Source organism: Nocardioides sp. S5, from assembly GCF_017310035.1.
Taxonomy (GTDB): domain Bacteria; phylum Actinomycetota; class Actinomycetes; order Propionibacteriales; family Nocardioidaceae; genus Nocardioides.
Window position 1 is genome coordinate 1886795 of record NZ_CP022296.1, and the last position, 14231, is coordinate 1901025.

At 73.1% G+C, this 14231-nt stretch carries 15 protein-coding genes; 12 read left to right on the top strand and 3 right to left on the bottom strand.

Annotated elements, in window-relative coordinates; genetic code table 11:
- Positions 1 to 103 precede the first annotated feature (103 nt).
- A complete protein-coding gene (locus tag CFI00_RS09415) occupies positions 104 to 490 on the top strand; it encodes a hypothetical protein (protein WP_207084898.1) in 387 nt (128 codons plus the stop codon).
- Between the two features lie 33 nt (positions 491 to 523).
- Positions 524 to 898, top strand: coding sequence for a hypothetical protein (locus tag CFI00_RS09420; RefSeq protein ID WP_207084899.1), 375 nt, complete (start codon positions 524 to 526; stop codon positions 896 to 898).
- Positions 899 to 927: 29 nt separating this feature from the next.
- Here CFI00_RS09420 and CFI00_RS09425 read toward each other — a convergent pair whose 3' ends face one another.
- The gene (locus CFI00_RS09425) at positions 928 to 2229 is read right to left on the bottom strand and encodes a HAMP domain-containing sensor histidine kinase (protein WP_207084900.1); all 1302 of its coding nucleotides are present in this window, start codon (positions 2227 to 2229) and stop codon (positions 928 to 930) included.
- A gap of 1 nt (position 2230) precedes the next feature.
- A complete protein-coding gene (locus tag CFI00_RS09430; RefSeq protein ID WP_207084901.1) occupies positions 2231 to 2923 on the bottom strand; it encodes a response regulator transcription factor in 693 nt (230 codons plus the stop codon).
- Positions 2924 to 3024: 101 nt separating this feature from the next.
- Here CFI00_RS09430 and CFI00_RS09435 point away from each other — a divergent pair, with 101 nt between their 5' ends.
- From CFI00_RS09435 to CFI00_RS09465, 7 genes are all read left to right on the top strand, one after another.
- Positions 3025 to 3453, top strand: a complete 429-nt coding sequence (locus tag CFI00_RS09435) for a hypothetical protein (protein WP_207084902.1) — start codon at positions 3025 to 3027, stop codon at positions 3451 to 3453.
- 68 nt (positions 3454 to 3521) lie between these two features.
- Positions 3522 to 4142, top strand: a complete 621-nt coding sequence (locus tag CFI00_RS09440) for a hypothetical protein (RefSeq protein WP_207084903.1) — start codon at positions 3522 to 3524, stop codon at positions 4140 to 4142.
- Between the two features lie 77 nt (positions 4143 to 4219).
- Positions 4220 to 5563: a type I glutamate--ammonia ligase gene (gene glnA / locus CFI00_RS09445; RefSeq protein ID WP_207084904.1), complete on the top strand. Its 1344-nt coding sequence runs from the start codon at positions 4220 to 4222 to the stop codon at positions 5561 to 5563.
- A complete protein-coding gene (locus CFI00_RS09450) occupies positions 5560 to 6279 on the top strand; it encodes a type 1 glutamine amidotransferase (protein WP_207084905.1) in 720 nt (239 codons plus the stop codon). Before glnA ends, CFI00_RS09450 begins: the two co-directional genes overlap by 4 nt.
- Entirely contained in the window at positions 6276 to 9269 is a 2994-nt protein-coding gene (locus CFI00_RS09455; RefSeq protein WP_207084906.1) for a bifunctional [glutamine synthetase] adenylyltransferase/[glutamine synthetase]-adenylyl-L-tyrosine phosphorylase, read from the top strand. The genes CFI00_RS09450 and CFI00_RS09455 overlap by 4 nt, the downstream gene beginning before the upstream one ends.
- Positions 9270 to 9350: 81 nt before the next feature.
- Positions 9351 to 9992, top strand: a complete 642-nt coding sequence (locus CFI00_RS09460) for a SatD family protein (RefSeq protein WP_207084907.1) — start codon at positions 9351 to 9353, stop codon at positions 9990 to 9992.
- The gene (locus CFI00_RS09465) at positions 9989 to 10720 is read left to right on the top strand and encodes a hypothetical protein (protein WP_207084908.1); all 732 of its coding nucleotides are present in this window, start codon (positions 9989 to 9991) and stop codon (positions 10718 to 10720) included. Before CFI00_RS09460 ends, CFI00_RS09465 begins: the two co-directional genes overlap by 4 nt.
- An 8-nt stretch (positions 10721 to 10728) precedes the next feature.
- Here CFI00_RS09465 and cobU read toward each other — a convergent pair whose 3' ends face one another.
- On the bottom strand, positions 10729 to 11256 hold the full coding sequence (gene cobU / locus CFI00_RS09470) for a bifunctional adenosylcobinamide kinase/adenosylcobinamide-phosphate guanylyltransferase (protein ID WP_207084909.1): 528 nt from the start codon (positions 11254 to 11256) through the stop codon (positions 10729 to 10731).
- 102 nt (positions 11257 to 11358) lie between these two features.
- Here cobU and CFI00_RS09475 point away from each other — a divergent pair, with 102 nt between their 5' ends.
- The 3 genes from CFI00_RS09475 to CFI00_RS09485 all read left to right on the top strand — a co-directional run bounded on the left by CFI00_RS09475 (position 11359) and on the right by CFI00_RS09485 (position 14217).
- On the top strand, positions 11359 to 12354 hold the full coding sequence (locus CFI00_RS09475) for an RNA polymerase subunit sigma-70 (protein ID WP_207084910.1): 996 nt from the start codon (positions 11359 to 11361) through the stop codon (positions 12352 to 12354).
- Positions 12351 to 12755 (top strand): DUF6069 family protein, encoded by a 405-nt coding sequence (locus CFI00_RS09480; protein ID WP_207084911.1) that lies wholly within the window; start codon positions 12351 to 12353, stop codon positions 12753 to 12755. The genes CFI00_RS09475 and CFI00_RS09480 overlap by 4 nt, the downstream gene beginning before the upstream one ends.
- 199 nt (positions 12756 to 12954) lie before the next feature.
- Positions 12955 to 14217: an HNH endonuclease signature motif containing protein gene (locus CFI00_RS09485; RefSeq protein ID WP_207084912.1), complete on the top strand. Its 1263-nt coding sequence runs from the start codon at positions 12955 to 12957 to the stop codon at positions 14215 to 14217.
- Positions 14218 to 14231 lie beyond the last annotated feature (14 nt).

Genomic DNA, 14231 nt, shown 5'->3' on the forward strand with positions numbered 1-14231 from the left:
CACCTTTGCCTGCCCTTAGCCATCGGCTGGAGCGGGGTTAGGCCCGCTGCCGCGAACCTTCTGGTCATGGCGCCACACCGGCGCTGGACGACGAGGAGGAACCGTGAACAAGAAGGCAGTCATCGGCAGCGGCATCGCCGCGGCAGTGGTCGTGGGCGGGCTCGGAGCCTGGTGGGCGGTCGAGGCGTCGGTCGAGGCCCAGACCAGCGAGCGCGGCACCTGCGGTGGCGCCACCTGGGAGCTCAGCGCCGAGGCCGAGGACGGCGGCACCGAGGTCAGCGCCGAGCTGCAGTCGTCGGGTCCCGCCGAGGCCTGGCAGGTCGAGCTCATGCGCGGTGACACCTCGCTCCTCACCGGCGAGCGCACGACCGACGAGGACGGCGAGATCGACGTCGACGCCTTCAGCGACGGCAACCCCGGCGACGCGACGTACGCCGTGACGTTCACGCCCGCCGACGGCGAGCCCTGCACCGCCACCCTCGGTTTCTGATCCACATCCACCCACACCACCTGGAGACAACCCATGAAGAAGGCGCTCATCGCCACCGCCGCCCTGCTCGCCACCGCGGGCACCACCGCGCTGGTCGCTGCCCCGGCCCACGCCGACGTCGAGCGGCGCGGGACCTGCGCCGGAGCGACGTACGAGCTCAACGTCGACCGTGAGCGCGGCGGCTTCGAGGTCGACGCCGACATCGACGACGCCCGCGTGGGCAGCGAGTGGCGCGTGACGATCCGCCACGACGGCAAGGTCGCCACCTCGCGGGTCCTGCGCGCCGACAACGAGGGCGAGCTCGACCTCGACACCTTCCAGCGCAACACCGCGGGCAAGGACGTCTTCAAGCTGACGGTGACCCCGGCCGGTGGCGCGTCCTGCTCCACGAAGGTCACCCTGCGCTGAGCAATCCCCTCGACCGGCGAGAGCCCGGGTCAGGCCGTCCGCAACGTGACGGCGACCCGGGCTCCTCCCATGTCCGAGGTGCCCGTGACCAGTGCGCCGCCGGCGTCCTCCGCGGTGCGTGCGGCGATCGACAGCCCGAGACCGGTCGAGCCGGCGCCGCTGGCACCGCGACCGGTGGCGTCGAGCCCGGCTGGGAGGCCCGGGCCGGCGTCCTCGACCACGAGGTCGACGCGGTCGGTCGACGCGGAGAGCGTGATGCGTACGGCGTCGGCGTCGGCGGTGTGGGAGAAGACGTTGTCCAGCAGGACGTCGACGAGCGCCTCGAGGTCGGCGCGGCTGGCCCGCAGGAGCGGCCCGGTCCCGGCGAGGTCGACCTCCCACGGACGACCGAGGTCCTCGGCCAGCGGCGCCCAGTGGCGTACGCGCTCGGCGATCACCGCGACGGCGTCGGTGCGGGGGTCGAGGCCCTCGCGCTCGGAGCGCCGCGCCTCGCGCACGATCTCGTCGACCGTGGCCTCGAGGGAGTCGAGGTCGCCGGCCAGCCGGTCGCGCAGCTCGGGGTCGGCGACCGTCTCCACCCGCAGCCGCAGCGCGGTGACCGGCGTGCGGAGGCGGTGGGAGAGGTCGGCGACGTTCTCGCGCTCGCGTGCCAGGAGCAGCTGGATGCGGCCGACCAGGCGGTCCACCGCACCGGCCAGCTCCTGGACCTCGGGCGGCCCCTCGGCGACGGCCGTCGGCACGGTCGCGCCCGGCTGCCCCAGCGTCTGGGTGTGCTCGGCGAGGCGCCGGATCGGCTGCACGAAGGAGCGCCCGAGCCGGTCCACCACGACGAGCGAGCCGGCCAGCAGCGCGAGCGCCAGCCCGGCGAGCAGGCCCCACGCGACCCCGACGACCGAGTCGAGGCCCGGCTCGTCGACCACGACCCGGATCACGGGGGTCTGTGACGGCAGGGCGGAGTTGCCGCCCCGCGAGACCGGGACGAGGATCTGCGAGCCGCCGGCGACGTCGTCCACCCGCGCCCGACCGGTGTTGCGCGCATCGAGGACCAGCGCGTCCTCGCCGGGGTCGGGACCGACGCCCTGCCCGTCGGGGTAGAGCACGGTGACCTGGGTGTGCTGCTCGTCGTCGTTGAGCTGGTCGAGGTAGACCGCCACCGAACCCTTGTCGTCGTAGCGCGACACCACGGTCTCCACGACCTGCACCTCGAGCGCGGCCCGTGCGAGCCGGTCCTCCAGCGCATAGCTGCGCACCAGGATCGCCATCGGCACGAGCATGGCCAGCAGCACCATCGAGATCGCCGCCGCGGCGGTGAGCAGGAGGCTGCGCCGCACCTCAGGCGCCTTCGCCGGGCGCGGTGAGGCGTACGCCGACGCCGCGCACGGTGGTCAGGTAGCGCGGCTCGGCCGCGGTCTCCCCGAGCTTGCGGCGCAGCCACGACAGGTGCACGTCGACGGTCTTGTCCGACCCACCCCAGGGCTGGCGCCAGACCTCGACCAGCAGGTCGCGCTTGGTGACCACCTCGCCGGGACGCTCGGCGAGGTGTGCGAGCAGGTCGAACTCACGCGGGGTCAGCTCGACCTCGGTGCCGTCGAGGTGGACGCGGCGCCCGGCCAGGTCGAGCACCAGCCCGCCCACGGTGAGGGTCGAGGGGCGCTGCCGCCCCGACTGCACGCGGCGCAGCACCGCGCGCACGCGGGCGTCGAGCTGGGCGCTGGTGAAGGGCTTCACGACGTAGTCGTCCGCGCCTGAGTCGAGCGCGCCGACCAGTGACGGGTCGTCGGCACGGGCGCTGGCGATGATGACCGGCACCGCGCTGACCGCGCGCAGCATCGACAGGACCTGGGTGCCGTCGACGTCCGGCAGGCCGAGGTCGAGCACGACGAGGTCGGGGGAGGAGTCGACCGCGAGCTGGAGACCGGCCATGCCGGTGGGCGCCGAGGTCACGGTGTGGCCGCACTCGCGCAGGCCGCGCACCAGCAACGGCCGGATCCGGTCGTCGTCCTCGATGATCAGCACCTCGGCCACGCGGTGACCGTACCGCCCGTTCCGGCGCCTGCCGCCGTCCTTATCCCCGCCTTAACCCTCACCTCACCTCGCGCTGACGTCGCGCAGTGCACGATGGGGGAGTGAGACGTCGGTTCCTGCTCGTCGGCCTGTGGGTCGCCACGACGGCCGTGGCCGTCGTGGTCGGCGTGCTGGCCGTGTCCACGGTCGGCGCGACCATCCGCGACCGCGGTCCGGTCGGAGACGAGGTGGTGCAGGACCTGTCCGCGCCCACCGCCGTCCCGTCACCGCAGGGGCCCGCGATCGGCGACGAGGTCTCGGGCGAGTGGGGCACCTTCGCGGTGGAGTGCCGCGACACCTACGCGTACGGCGTCGCCGCCCGCCCCGACAGCGAGGCCGGGTGGCGCGTGGTGAGCTGGGAGAAGGGCCCCGACGACGACGTCGACGCGATCTTCAGCGACGGTCGCAACTCCGTCGACCTCGAGGTCTTCTGCAACCGCGGGCGACCCGCGCTCGCCGAGATCGAGCGCAACACCCTGGGCGACGACTGACCGCAGGTGCAACCTTCCCCGCGGACCAGGCGTCCTCACTGCGACCGACCATCCACGGGGAGACCGACATGTCCGCCAGCACCAGCACGACCATGAGCCGTACGACCCTCGCCGCCGCCGTCGCGGGGTTCGCCGCGCTCGGCGCCCTCGCGGTCCCGGCAGCGTCGTCGGGCGCGGAGGTCGCCGCAGCCGACGCCCGCACCCGGCTGACCTTCACCGTCGACGACTGCGAGGGCTGCGAGGTCCGGCTCGTCAACGCCCGCGGCACCCTCGACGCCGACGTCGTCCACGTCTGGCAGTCGCGCACCCGCACCGTCGAGGACGGGCGCGTCACCTTCCGCGTCGCGACCAAGCGCACCTGGGGCCTCTCCGTCACCGTCCGGGCGCCGTGGGAGGGCCACACGGGCTACGCCACCACCGTCGCGTGGCGCTACGCAGGCAAGCAGGTCGGTGACACCGTCACCCTCGCCGAGGCGGTCACGAAGCGGAAGGCGTCCGCCTGCTGGGAGGGCGTACGCCGCCGGGCGGTGACCGTGCCCCTCGTGGTCGAGGAGGTCGAGGTGGACGGCGTGCACGAGCGGGTGCCGGGCAGCATCGCGTTCGTGCCGGTGACCGAGGGGTGGCTCCCGCCGATGCGCGAGGTGTGGGACGGCGTGCTCGGGTCGCAGGACGTGAACATCTGTCGCTGAGCCGCACGCGGCGCCTGACCTGACCGCTCCGCGACCTCCTCCGGCCGGTGGGGCGTACGTCCCCCTAGGCTGGCGCCATGGGCAAGCAAGAGGACTTCGTACTCCGGGCGCTCGAGGAGCGCGACGTCCGCTTCGTGCGGCTGTGGTTCACCGACGTGCTCGGCTACCTCAAGAGCGTGAGCGTCGCGCCGGCCGAGCTCGAGAACGCCTTCGAGGAGGGCATCGGCTTCGACGGCTCGGCGATCGAGGGCTTCGCCCGCGTCTACGAGGCCGACATGCTCGCGCACCCGGACGCCTCGACCTTCCAGATCCTGCCGTGGCGCGGCGGGATGGAGGGTCCGCAGACCGCCCGCATGTTCTGCGACATCCGGATGCCCGACGGCAGCCCGTCCTACGCCGACCCGCGCCACGTGCTCAAGCGGACGCTGAGCGCGGCGGCCGACAAGGGCTTCACCTTCTACACCCACCCCGAGATCGAGTTCTACCTCTTCAAGGACATGCCGGGGAAGGGCGACGAGCCCGAGCCGGTGGACCGCAGCGGCTTCTTCGACCACACCGCCCAGTCCCGCGGCGCGGACTTCCGTCGCGAGGCGATCACCATGCTCGAGGCGATGGGCATCTCGGTGGAGTTCAGCCACCACGAGGGTGGCCCGGGCCAGCAGGAGATCGACCTGCGCTACGCCGACGCGCTCACCACCGCCGACAACATCATGACCTTCCGTACCGTGGTCCGTGAGGTCGCGCTCGGCCAGGACATCTGGGCCTCCTTCATGCCCAAGCCGTTCACCACGCACCCCGGGTCGGGCATGCACACTCACGTGTCGCTCTTCGAGGGCGACCGCAACGCGTTCTTCGAGGCCGGCGCCGAGTACCAGCTCTCCCGGACCGGGCGGCAGTTCATCGCCGGCATCCTGCGCCACGCCAGCGAGATCAGCGTGGTGACCAACCAGTGGGTCAACTCCTACAAGCGCCTGCTCGGCGGGGGCGAGGCGCCCTCGTCGATCTGCTGGGGCCACAACAACCGTTCCGCGATGATCCGCGTGCCGATGTACAAGCCCAACAAGGGCCAGTCCACCCGCATCGAGCTGCGCACCGTCGACCCGGCCTGCAACCCCTACCTCGCCTTCGCGGTCGTGCTGGCCGCCGGAATGAAGGGCATCGAGGAGGGCTACGAGCTCCCGCGCGAGGCCGAGGACGACGTCTGGAGCCTCACCGAGCGCGAGCGCAAGGCACTCGGGATCGCCCCGCTGCCCAAGAGCCTGTCGGAGGCGATCGACGTGGCCGAGACCTCCGAGCTCCTCGCCGAGACCCTCGGCGAGCACGTCTTCGACTTCTTCCTGCGCAACAAGCGCGCCGAGTGGGAGGAGTACCGCACCCAGGTCTCCGCCTTCGAGCGCGACCGGATGCTGCCGGTCCTGTGAGCACCAGCCGGGTCCTGGTCGTCGAGCACCAGGAGTCCTGTCCGCCGCACCTCGTCGGGACGTGGCTGGCCGAGGCCGGCTGCGCGCTCGAGGTGTGCCGCCCCTACGACGGGGATGCGCTGCCGGCGCTGACGGCGTACGACGCCGTGGTGGTGCTGGGCGGGGAGATGAGTGCCAACGACGACGACACCGTCGCGTGGCTGGGGCCGCTCAAGGCGGGCATCCGCGACGCGGTCGCCGCAGGGACCCCGCTGCTCGGCATCTGCCTGGGCCACCAGCTGATCGCCGCGGCCCTCGGCGGGACGGTCGAGCGCAACCCGCGCGGACAGATCGTCGGCCTCCAGCCGGTCGGCTGGTCCGAGGACGCCGCAGCGGACGACTGGGTCGGCGCGCGCACCGGGGCCGAGGTGGCGATCCACTGGAACAACGACGTCGTGGTCGCCCTGCCCGACGGTGCGGTGGTGCTCGCGCGCACCCCCGGCGGCGAGGTGCAGGCGGCCCGCTTCGGGCCGCGCGCGTGGGGAGTCCAGGCCCACCCGGAGGCCGACACCGGCGTCGTGACGCGGTGGGCGGAGTCCGACCGGGCCGACCACGTCGCCCTCGGCCTCGACCAAGGCGCCGTGCTGGCCTCCATCGAGGAGGCCCGCCCGGCCCTCGAGGCCCACTGGCAACCTCTCGTCGCGCTGTTCGCCGCTATCGCGGAGGCGCGCCGATGACCTCCTCGGGTCACTTCGTGCGGCTCGGCTTCGTGGACGGGGCCGCGGCCGCCCGGGGCATCGAGCGCCTCGGTGACGCCGGGCGGCCGCTGACCGACAAGCTCGCCGCCACCGCCGACCCCGACGCCGCGCTCGAGGGACTGCTGCGGCTCGCCGAGGCCCTCGACGAGGAGTCGACGGGCTCGGGTGCCGAGATGCTGGCCGAGGTCGCCGACGACGAGGGCACCGCGATGCGGCTGTGCAGCGTGCTGGGCGCGAGCACCGCGCTGACCCACCACCTGGTGCGCCATCCCGACCACTGGCGCGAGCTCGCCGACCCCACGCTCGGCAGCACCCGCCCGGCGGCGTACGCCGTCCGCGAGGCGATGCTGACCGCGGTCGGGGCCGAGCCCGGGGACGCCGTGCCCGTTGCCGGCCGTCCCGACGCGGAGGCCGTGGACGCGCTGCGCGTGGAGTACCGCCGGATCCTGCTGCGGCTCGCGTCCCGCGACCTGGCCCACCACGTCGGCATCGACGACGCCGCGGCCGAGATCTCCGACCTCGCGGCCGCCACGCTGGAGGCGGCGCTGGCGATCGCGCGGGCCCGTGTGGGGGAGGCCGCTGCGTCCGCGCGGCTGGCGGTGATCGCCATGGGCAAGTGCGGCGGGCACGAGCTCAACTACATCTCCGACGTCGACGTGGTCTTCGTCTACGAGCCGGCCGCGCTGGAGTCGGGGGAGACGGCCGACGACGGCGTTGCGCTGAGGTCGGCGACGCAGCTCGCCTCTCACCTGATGCGGATCTGCTCCGACCACACCCGCGAGGGCACGATCTGGCCGGTCGACGCCAACCTCCGCCCCGAGGGCAGTCAGGGACCGCTCGTCCGCACGATCGCCAGCCACCGGGGCTACTACGAGAAGTGGGCCAAGACCTGGGAGTTCCAGGCGCTGCTCAAGGCACGTCCCGTCGCCGGCGACCCCGACCTGGGACGGGCGTACGAGGAGGTGATCGAGCCGCTGGTGTGGAGCGCGGCCGAGCGCGACGGCTTCGTGTCCGACGTGCAGGCCATGCGCCGGCGCGTCATCGACCACATCCCCGCCCGGGAGGCCGAGCGCCAGCTCAAGCTCGGTTCCGGGGGCCTGCGCGACGTGGAGTTCGCCGTGCAGCTGCTCCAGCTCGTGCACGGTCGCGCCGACCCGTCGCTGCGCGAGGGCGCCACCCTCAGCGCGCTCGCGCGGCTCACCGACGGCGGCTACGTCGGGCGCGAGGACGGCGAGAAGCTCCATGAGGCCTACGCCTTCCTCCGCACCCTCGAGCACCGCATCCAGCTGCACCAGCTGCGGCGTACGCACGTGCTGCCCGACGACGAGGCGTCCCTGCGCCGCCTGGGCCGCTCGCTCGGCCACTTCTCCGAGCCGGCCGCGCAGCTGGACAAGCAGTGGCGCTACCACCGTCGCGAGGTGCGTCGGCTGCACGAGAAGCTCTTCTACCGCCCGCTCCTCGGCGCGGTCGCCAAGCTGCCCGGGACCGAGGCCAGGCTGTCGCTGCAGGCGGCCGAGGCCCGGCTCGCCGCACTCGGCTACGCCGACCCGAAGGCGGCGCTGCGCCACCTCGAGGCGCTCACCAGCGGCGTCTCGCGCACCTCCGACATCCAGCGCACCCTGCTGCCGGTCCTGCTGGAGTGGTTCGCCGACTCGCCCGACCCCGACGCCGGGCTCTTCGGCTTCCGCCGCATCAGCGAGAGCCTGGGGCGTACGCCGTGGTACCTCACGATGCTGCGCGACGAGGGTGAGGTCGCCCAGCGGCTCGCCTTCCTCCTCGGCACGTCCCGCTACGCCACCGACCTCCTCGAGCGGGAGCCGCGCGGGGTGAAGATGCTGGGGGAGTCCCTGGTCCCGCTGAGCGCCGAGGCGGCGCACGTCGAGATGCAGGCGGTGCTCGAGCGCGCCGACTCCCCGGAGGCCGCGGTCGGCGCCGTGCGCGCCGTACGCCGTCGCGAGCTGCTGCGGATCGCGTGCGGGGAGCTGGTGGCCGGGACCGACGTGGCGCTGGTCGGTCAGGGGCTGAGCCGGCTCACCGACGCCACCCTCCAGGCCACCCTCGACATCGCGACGGAGTCGGTGCGCCGCCAGCGGGGTCTCGACGCCGTCCCGACGCGCATCGCCGTGGTCGCCATGGGCCGCTACGGCGGGTTCGAGCTGTCCTACGGCAGCGACGCCGACGTGATGTTCGTGCACGACCCGGTCGACGGCGCGGAGGCGCAGGTGGCGGCGTCGTTCGCGCAGGCAGTCGTCTCGGAGCTGCGGCGCCTGCTGTCGCTGCCGGCCAGCGACCCGCCGCTCGAGGTCGACCCCGACCTGCGCCCGGAGGGCAAGAACGGCCCGATGGTGCGCACGGTGGAGTCCTACGCCTCCTACTACGCCAAGTGGTCGCACGTGTGGGAGTTCCAGGCGCTGCTGCGCGCCGACGCCGTCGTCGGCGACGAGGACCTGCGCCGACGCTTCACCGAGCTCATCGACCCCATCCGTTTCCCGACCGAGGGCCTCTCGGAGTCCGACGTCATCGAGGTCCGCCGGATCAAGGCGCGCGTCGACGACGAGCGGCTGCCGCGCGGCGCGGACCGCCACACCCACCTCAAGCTCGGCCGTGGCGGGCTCGCCGACGTCGAGTGGACCGTCCAGCTGCTGCAGATGCGCCACGCCGGACGGGTGGAGGGCCTGCGCACGCCGCAGACGTTGACCGCGCTCGAGGCCGCGACGGAGGCCGAGCTCATCTCGGCCGCCGACGCGGAGACGCTGGCCGAGGCCTGGCGCCTGGTGAGCCGGGTGCGCAACGCCGTGACGCTGGTGCGTGGCCGTCCCTCGGACCAGCTGCCGCGCGACGCCCGGGAGCGGGCCGCCGTGGCGCGGGTGCTCGGCTATCCCCCGGACTCGTCCGACCAGATGGTCAACGACTACCTCCGCACCACCCGTCGGGCCCACGCCGTGGTGGAGCGGGTCTTCTGGGAGTGAAGCCTCGGGCTTCATTCGCTTTCGAATGAAGCAATAGTCTTCATAATGGACAAATGAAGCGATGACCTTCACCATGGAGTCATGACTTCCGTCGCCACCGTCATCGGTGACCTCGTCGGCTCGCGTTCCTCGCAGGACCGGGCCGACCTCCACCAGCGCCTGGGCCGCGCGCTCGCGGAGGTCAACGACGAGCTCCGGCCCGTGCGTGGCCTCTGGGTCACCGCCGGCGACGAGTACCAGGGCACCTTCGCCACGGTCGCAGAGGCGGTCCGCGCCACCCTGCTCGTGCGGGTCCGGCTGTGGCCGGCGCACGACGTACGCCACGGCATCGGCTGGGGCGCGACGAGCGTGCTCGACGAGGCGGGCATCGAGGACGGGCCGGGCTGGTGGGCCGCGCGCGCCGCGGTCGACGCCGCCGAGCGCGCTGCCGAGACGCCCGCCCAACGCTGGCTGCGCACGGCGTACGTCGTCGCCGAGGGTGCCGAGGACGGCGCCGACCCGGGATTCGTGAACGCCGGCCTGGTGCTGCGCGACGAGCGGGTCAGCGGCCTGTCGGAGCGGTCGGTGTCGGTGCTGCGTGGTCTGCTGTTGCACGAGACCCAGCGCGACCTCGCGGAAGCCCTGGGGATCAGCGCGTCCGCCGTGTCGCAGCGGGTGCGCGCCGACGGGCTCGCGGCGATCGTCGCGGCCCACGACCTGCTCGCCCCGGGAGGAGACCGATGAGCTGGCTCGGGATCCTGCTGGTCGGGTTCGCCGTCACCGACCTCACCCACTCGGTGCGCCGCACCCGCTACCTGCCCGAGTGCGTCGGCGCGCTCACGGTCCTCGTCGTCGGTGCGCTCGCCGGGCTCACCTCCGGGCGCGACGTCGTGGCGCTGCTGGTGGTCGCGGTCGTCGTCCTGCTCTGGGGCCTCACCGTCACCTGGGGTTTCGGTCACCCGGGGCCGAAGCCGGCGCGCGTGCCGCTCGCGGTCTTCGTCGTCGCGCTCGTCACCGCGATCGCGTGCTCCGGGCTCGCCCCGGAGGCGTCCGGCCTGCTCGGGCGCTGGCTCGACTCGGTGTCGCTGCCCGCGCTGGAGGACATGGAGGCCGACCGGTTCCTGCTGCTGCTCGGCGCCTTCGCCGTCCAGCTCGCCACCGGCAACGTGCTCGTCCGGCTCGTCCTCAAGTCCACGGGCACCATCAATCCGCGCTCCGACGGCCAGATGCCCCCGACGCAGCTCAAGGGCGGGCGTCTGCTCGGTCCGCTCGAGCGCGTCTTCATCCTCGCGCTCGCGCTCGGCGGCCAGGTCACCGCGGCCAGCGTGGTCGTGGCGGCCAAGGGGTTGCTGCGCTTCCCCGAGCTGTCCTCGCGCGACGAGCAGCAGACGGTCCACGAGATGACCGAGTACTTCCTGCTCGGGTCGTTCGCGTCCTGGCTCGTGGCGCTGGGGGCGTTCGTCCTGCTGTGAGGGACGGCTCAGAGCCGCAGCACGCGTCCGGCGACCACCAGGTGCACCTCGTCGCAGGCTGCGGCGACGCGCTGGTTGACCGTGCCGAGCAGGTCGCGGAACAGTCGGCCGGAGCGGTGCTCGGGCACGACGCCGAGGCCGACCTCGTTGGTGACCAGCACGACGTCCTGCTCGCACCCGCGCAGCGCCGCGGTGAGCTCGTCGGTGCGCGCCAGCACGAGGTCGTGCACGCCATCGGAGTCGTCCTCCCACGCCTCTGCTGAGTCGATGACCGCCGTCAACCAGGTGCCGAGGCAGTCGATCAGGACCGGGTGACCGGCCTGTGCCAGCGCGTCCGCCAGGTCCTGCGTCTCCACGGTGTCCCACGCGGCGGGGCGGCGCGCCCGGTGGGCGGCCACGCGGGCGGTCCAGTCGGGGTCGGCCTCCGCGTCCGGCGTCGGCCCGGCGGCGACGTACGTCGCGGGCTCGTCGCCGATGAGGCCCTCGGCGTGGGTCGACTTGCCCGACCGGACTCCGCCGGTGACCAGGATCCGCATGGCGCGCATCCTCCCAGAGCCGGTGATGAGTTCCGGGGCCCGCACCCGTCATACCTGCGACAGGACACGCCAGGTCGAGGAAGAGGCTGGAGGATGGGTGCGATGACTGCGGTGACGCGGCTGGAGGAGTACGACGTGAACGAGCTCGACGCGATGGACGAGGCGGAGTTCTCGGGGGTTGCCGAGCGACACCGGCGCGAGCTGCACGTGCACTGCTACCGGATGCTCGGGTCCTTCGAGGACGCCGAGGACGCGGTGCAGGAGACGTACCTGCGTGCGTGGCGGCGGCGTGAGACCTTCGAGGGGCGCTCGACCGTCCGCGCCTGGCTCTACCGGATCGCCACCAACGCCTGCCTCGACCTGCTCGAGAAGCGCCGCCCCGGGCCGGCCACCGGGGGAGAGGCGCACTGGTTGCAGCCCTACCCCGACCACCTGCTCGACGAGCTGCCTGCCATCGGGGCCGACGAGCCCGAGGCGCTCGCCGTCGCGCGGGAGACCATCGAGCTGGCGTACGTCGTCGCGGTCCAGCACCTCGCGCCGCGACCGCGCGCCGTGCTGATCCTGCGCGACGTGCTCGGCTGGCCGGCGAAGGACGTGGCCGACCTGCTCGGCGACTCGGTCAACTCCGTCAACAGCGCGCTCCAGCGGGCGCGCGCCGGCATGCGGGAGCACCTGCCCGCCGAGCGCGTAGAGTGGACCGGGGCGGAGGACGACGCCGCCAACCGCGAGCTCGTACGCCGCTTCACCGAGGCCAGCGTCGCCGCCGACATCGACACGATCGCCACCATGCTCCGCGACGTCGTCCGCTTCGCGATGCCGCCCACGCAAGGGCTCATCGTGGGGCGGGACGCGGTGATCGCGGACTGGGTGGCGGACGGCTATCCGGGGATGGCCGGGCTGCGTGCGGTCCCCACGTCGGTCAACCGCCAGCCCGCCGTGGGCTACTACATCTGGGACGCGGAGGCCGGCGCCCACGTCCCGATCACGGTCGACGTGCTGCGGGTGAGCGGCGGGCGCGTCACCGAGGTCACGATCTTCGGCCGGGACCACTTCCCGCGCCTCGGGCTGCCGGAGCGACTGGAGGGGGAGTCGGCGTGAGGCGCCGACTGCTCGACGTCGCGCGCACCGGTCTGCTCGCATCACTCGTGGCGGTCGTCGCGACGACCGCATCGGCGGCGCTCGCCACGGCCCTCGGCGTCGAGCTGGAGGTGCCGGCCGACGGCGAGACGATCCCGCTGTCGGGGATCGCCTTCGTGACGGGAGTCCTCTCGCTCGTCGGCGTGGTCCTCGCCGCTGCCCTGCGGCGGTGGAGCGCCCGACCCCGTCGACACTTCGTGCGTACGACCCTGGTGCTGACCGTGCTGTCGCTGGTCCCGCCCTGGGCCGTCGGGGCGGCGCCGTCGACGAGCGTCACGCTCGTGGTGCTGCACCTCGTTGCTGCGGGGGTGGTGATCTCGAGCCTGGCTCGGTCTCTTGACGGTGTGTCAATCAGATCTTGATCGAACATGTGTTCTAAATATGGTCGAGCCGGGGTAGAGTCGGGTTCACGTTCCACAGTCACCGGGTAGTCGTGATGCCGAGCTGGTGGGGCGAGTTGCGAGGGTCAGTAATAGTCCGGTGATCCGGGCCTCCAGGAGCGACGACCGTAGAGCCACACGCACGTGCGTGAGCCAAGTCGTCGTCGAGAGGAGGCCAGCCGTGAACCACCCGATCCTTGTTGCTGCCTCCGACATCCGGAGCGTGTTGAAGGGCGTGGCGGGTGCGAACCCGACGTTCATGTCGACCTCGGAGAAGGCGGTCGCTCTGCGTGAGCTGGTCGCTGCCGAGGCGCAGCTGGTCGAGCTGCGGTTGCGGGTCCTGGCCGACGCAGGCGACCTCGCCGACTCCGCCGGCGCGAAGGACGCGGCGGGGTGGCTGGCTCATCAGACCCGTACGCGGTTCGCCGACGCACGCGCCGACCTCGCCCTTGCCGGGGTGCTGGACCGGGAGCGCCCGGCGCTGGCGGCGGGAATGCGCGACGGTGCCGTGACCCTGGCTCAGGCGCACGTGATCCGCCGGGCCCTCGACGCCCTTCCCGTTGCGGTGGACGCGGACACGGTCGACCGTGCCGAAGCGCACCTCGTGGGCTGTGCGACGGAGTTCGGGCCGAAGGAGCTGGGCCGGATCGGGCGCCGGGTCCTCGACGTGGTCGCCCCCGAGATCGCCGAGGCCGCGGAAGCCGCCCGACTCGCCGACCTCGAAACCACCGCCGCGGAGCGGACCCGGATGACGATGCGCCGCCAGGGCGACGGCACCACCCGCATCAGCGCCCTCGTCCCGGACGCGGTCGCGACCCGGCTCGCGACGTACCTCGAAGCGTTCGCCAACCCCCGCGCACCCCACGACAAGACGGGCGGGGACGGCGATCCGTTCACCCGGCTGCCCTACCCCCGCCGGATGGGCGAGGCGTTCGCCCAGTTCCTCGAGACCGTCGACCCGACCCGGCTGCCCGTCCACGGCGGCGACGCGACCACGGTCATCGTGACCATCCCCTTGGCGTCGTTGCGGGCCGAGCTCGCCACCGCCGACCTCATCGGCGCCGGCCTCGTCCCGGGCGATGACCTCACCGGCGACCGCATCACCGCCAGCCAGGCACGCCGGCTCGCGTGCACCGCGAAGATCCTCCCCACCGTCCTCGACGGCACCAGCCTCCCCGTCGACCTCGGCCGAGCGAAGCGACTGTTCACACCCGCACAGCGCAAGGCGCTGCTGATCCGCGACCGCACCTGTCGCGCCGAGGGATGCGACACCCCCGGCACCTGGTGCGACGCCCACCACCTCGACCCCTGGCACACCGGCGGACCCACCGACCTCGACAACGCGATCCTGCTCTGCCCGCACCACCACCACCGCGCCCACGACACCGGCTACCGCACCGACCGCCTCCCCAACGGCGACCTCAGGTTCCACCGGCGGACGTAGGCCAGCCGGAAGAG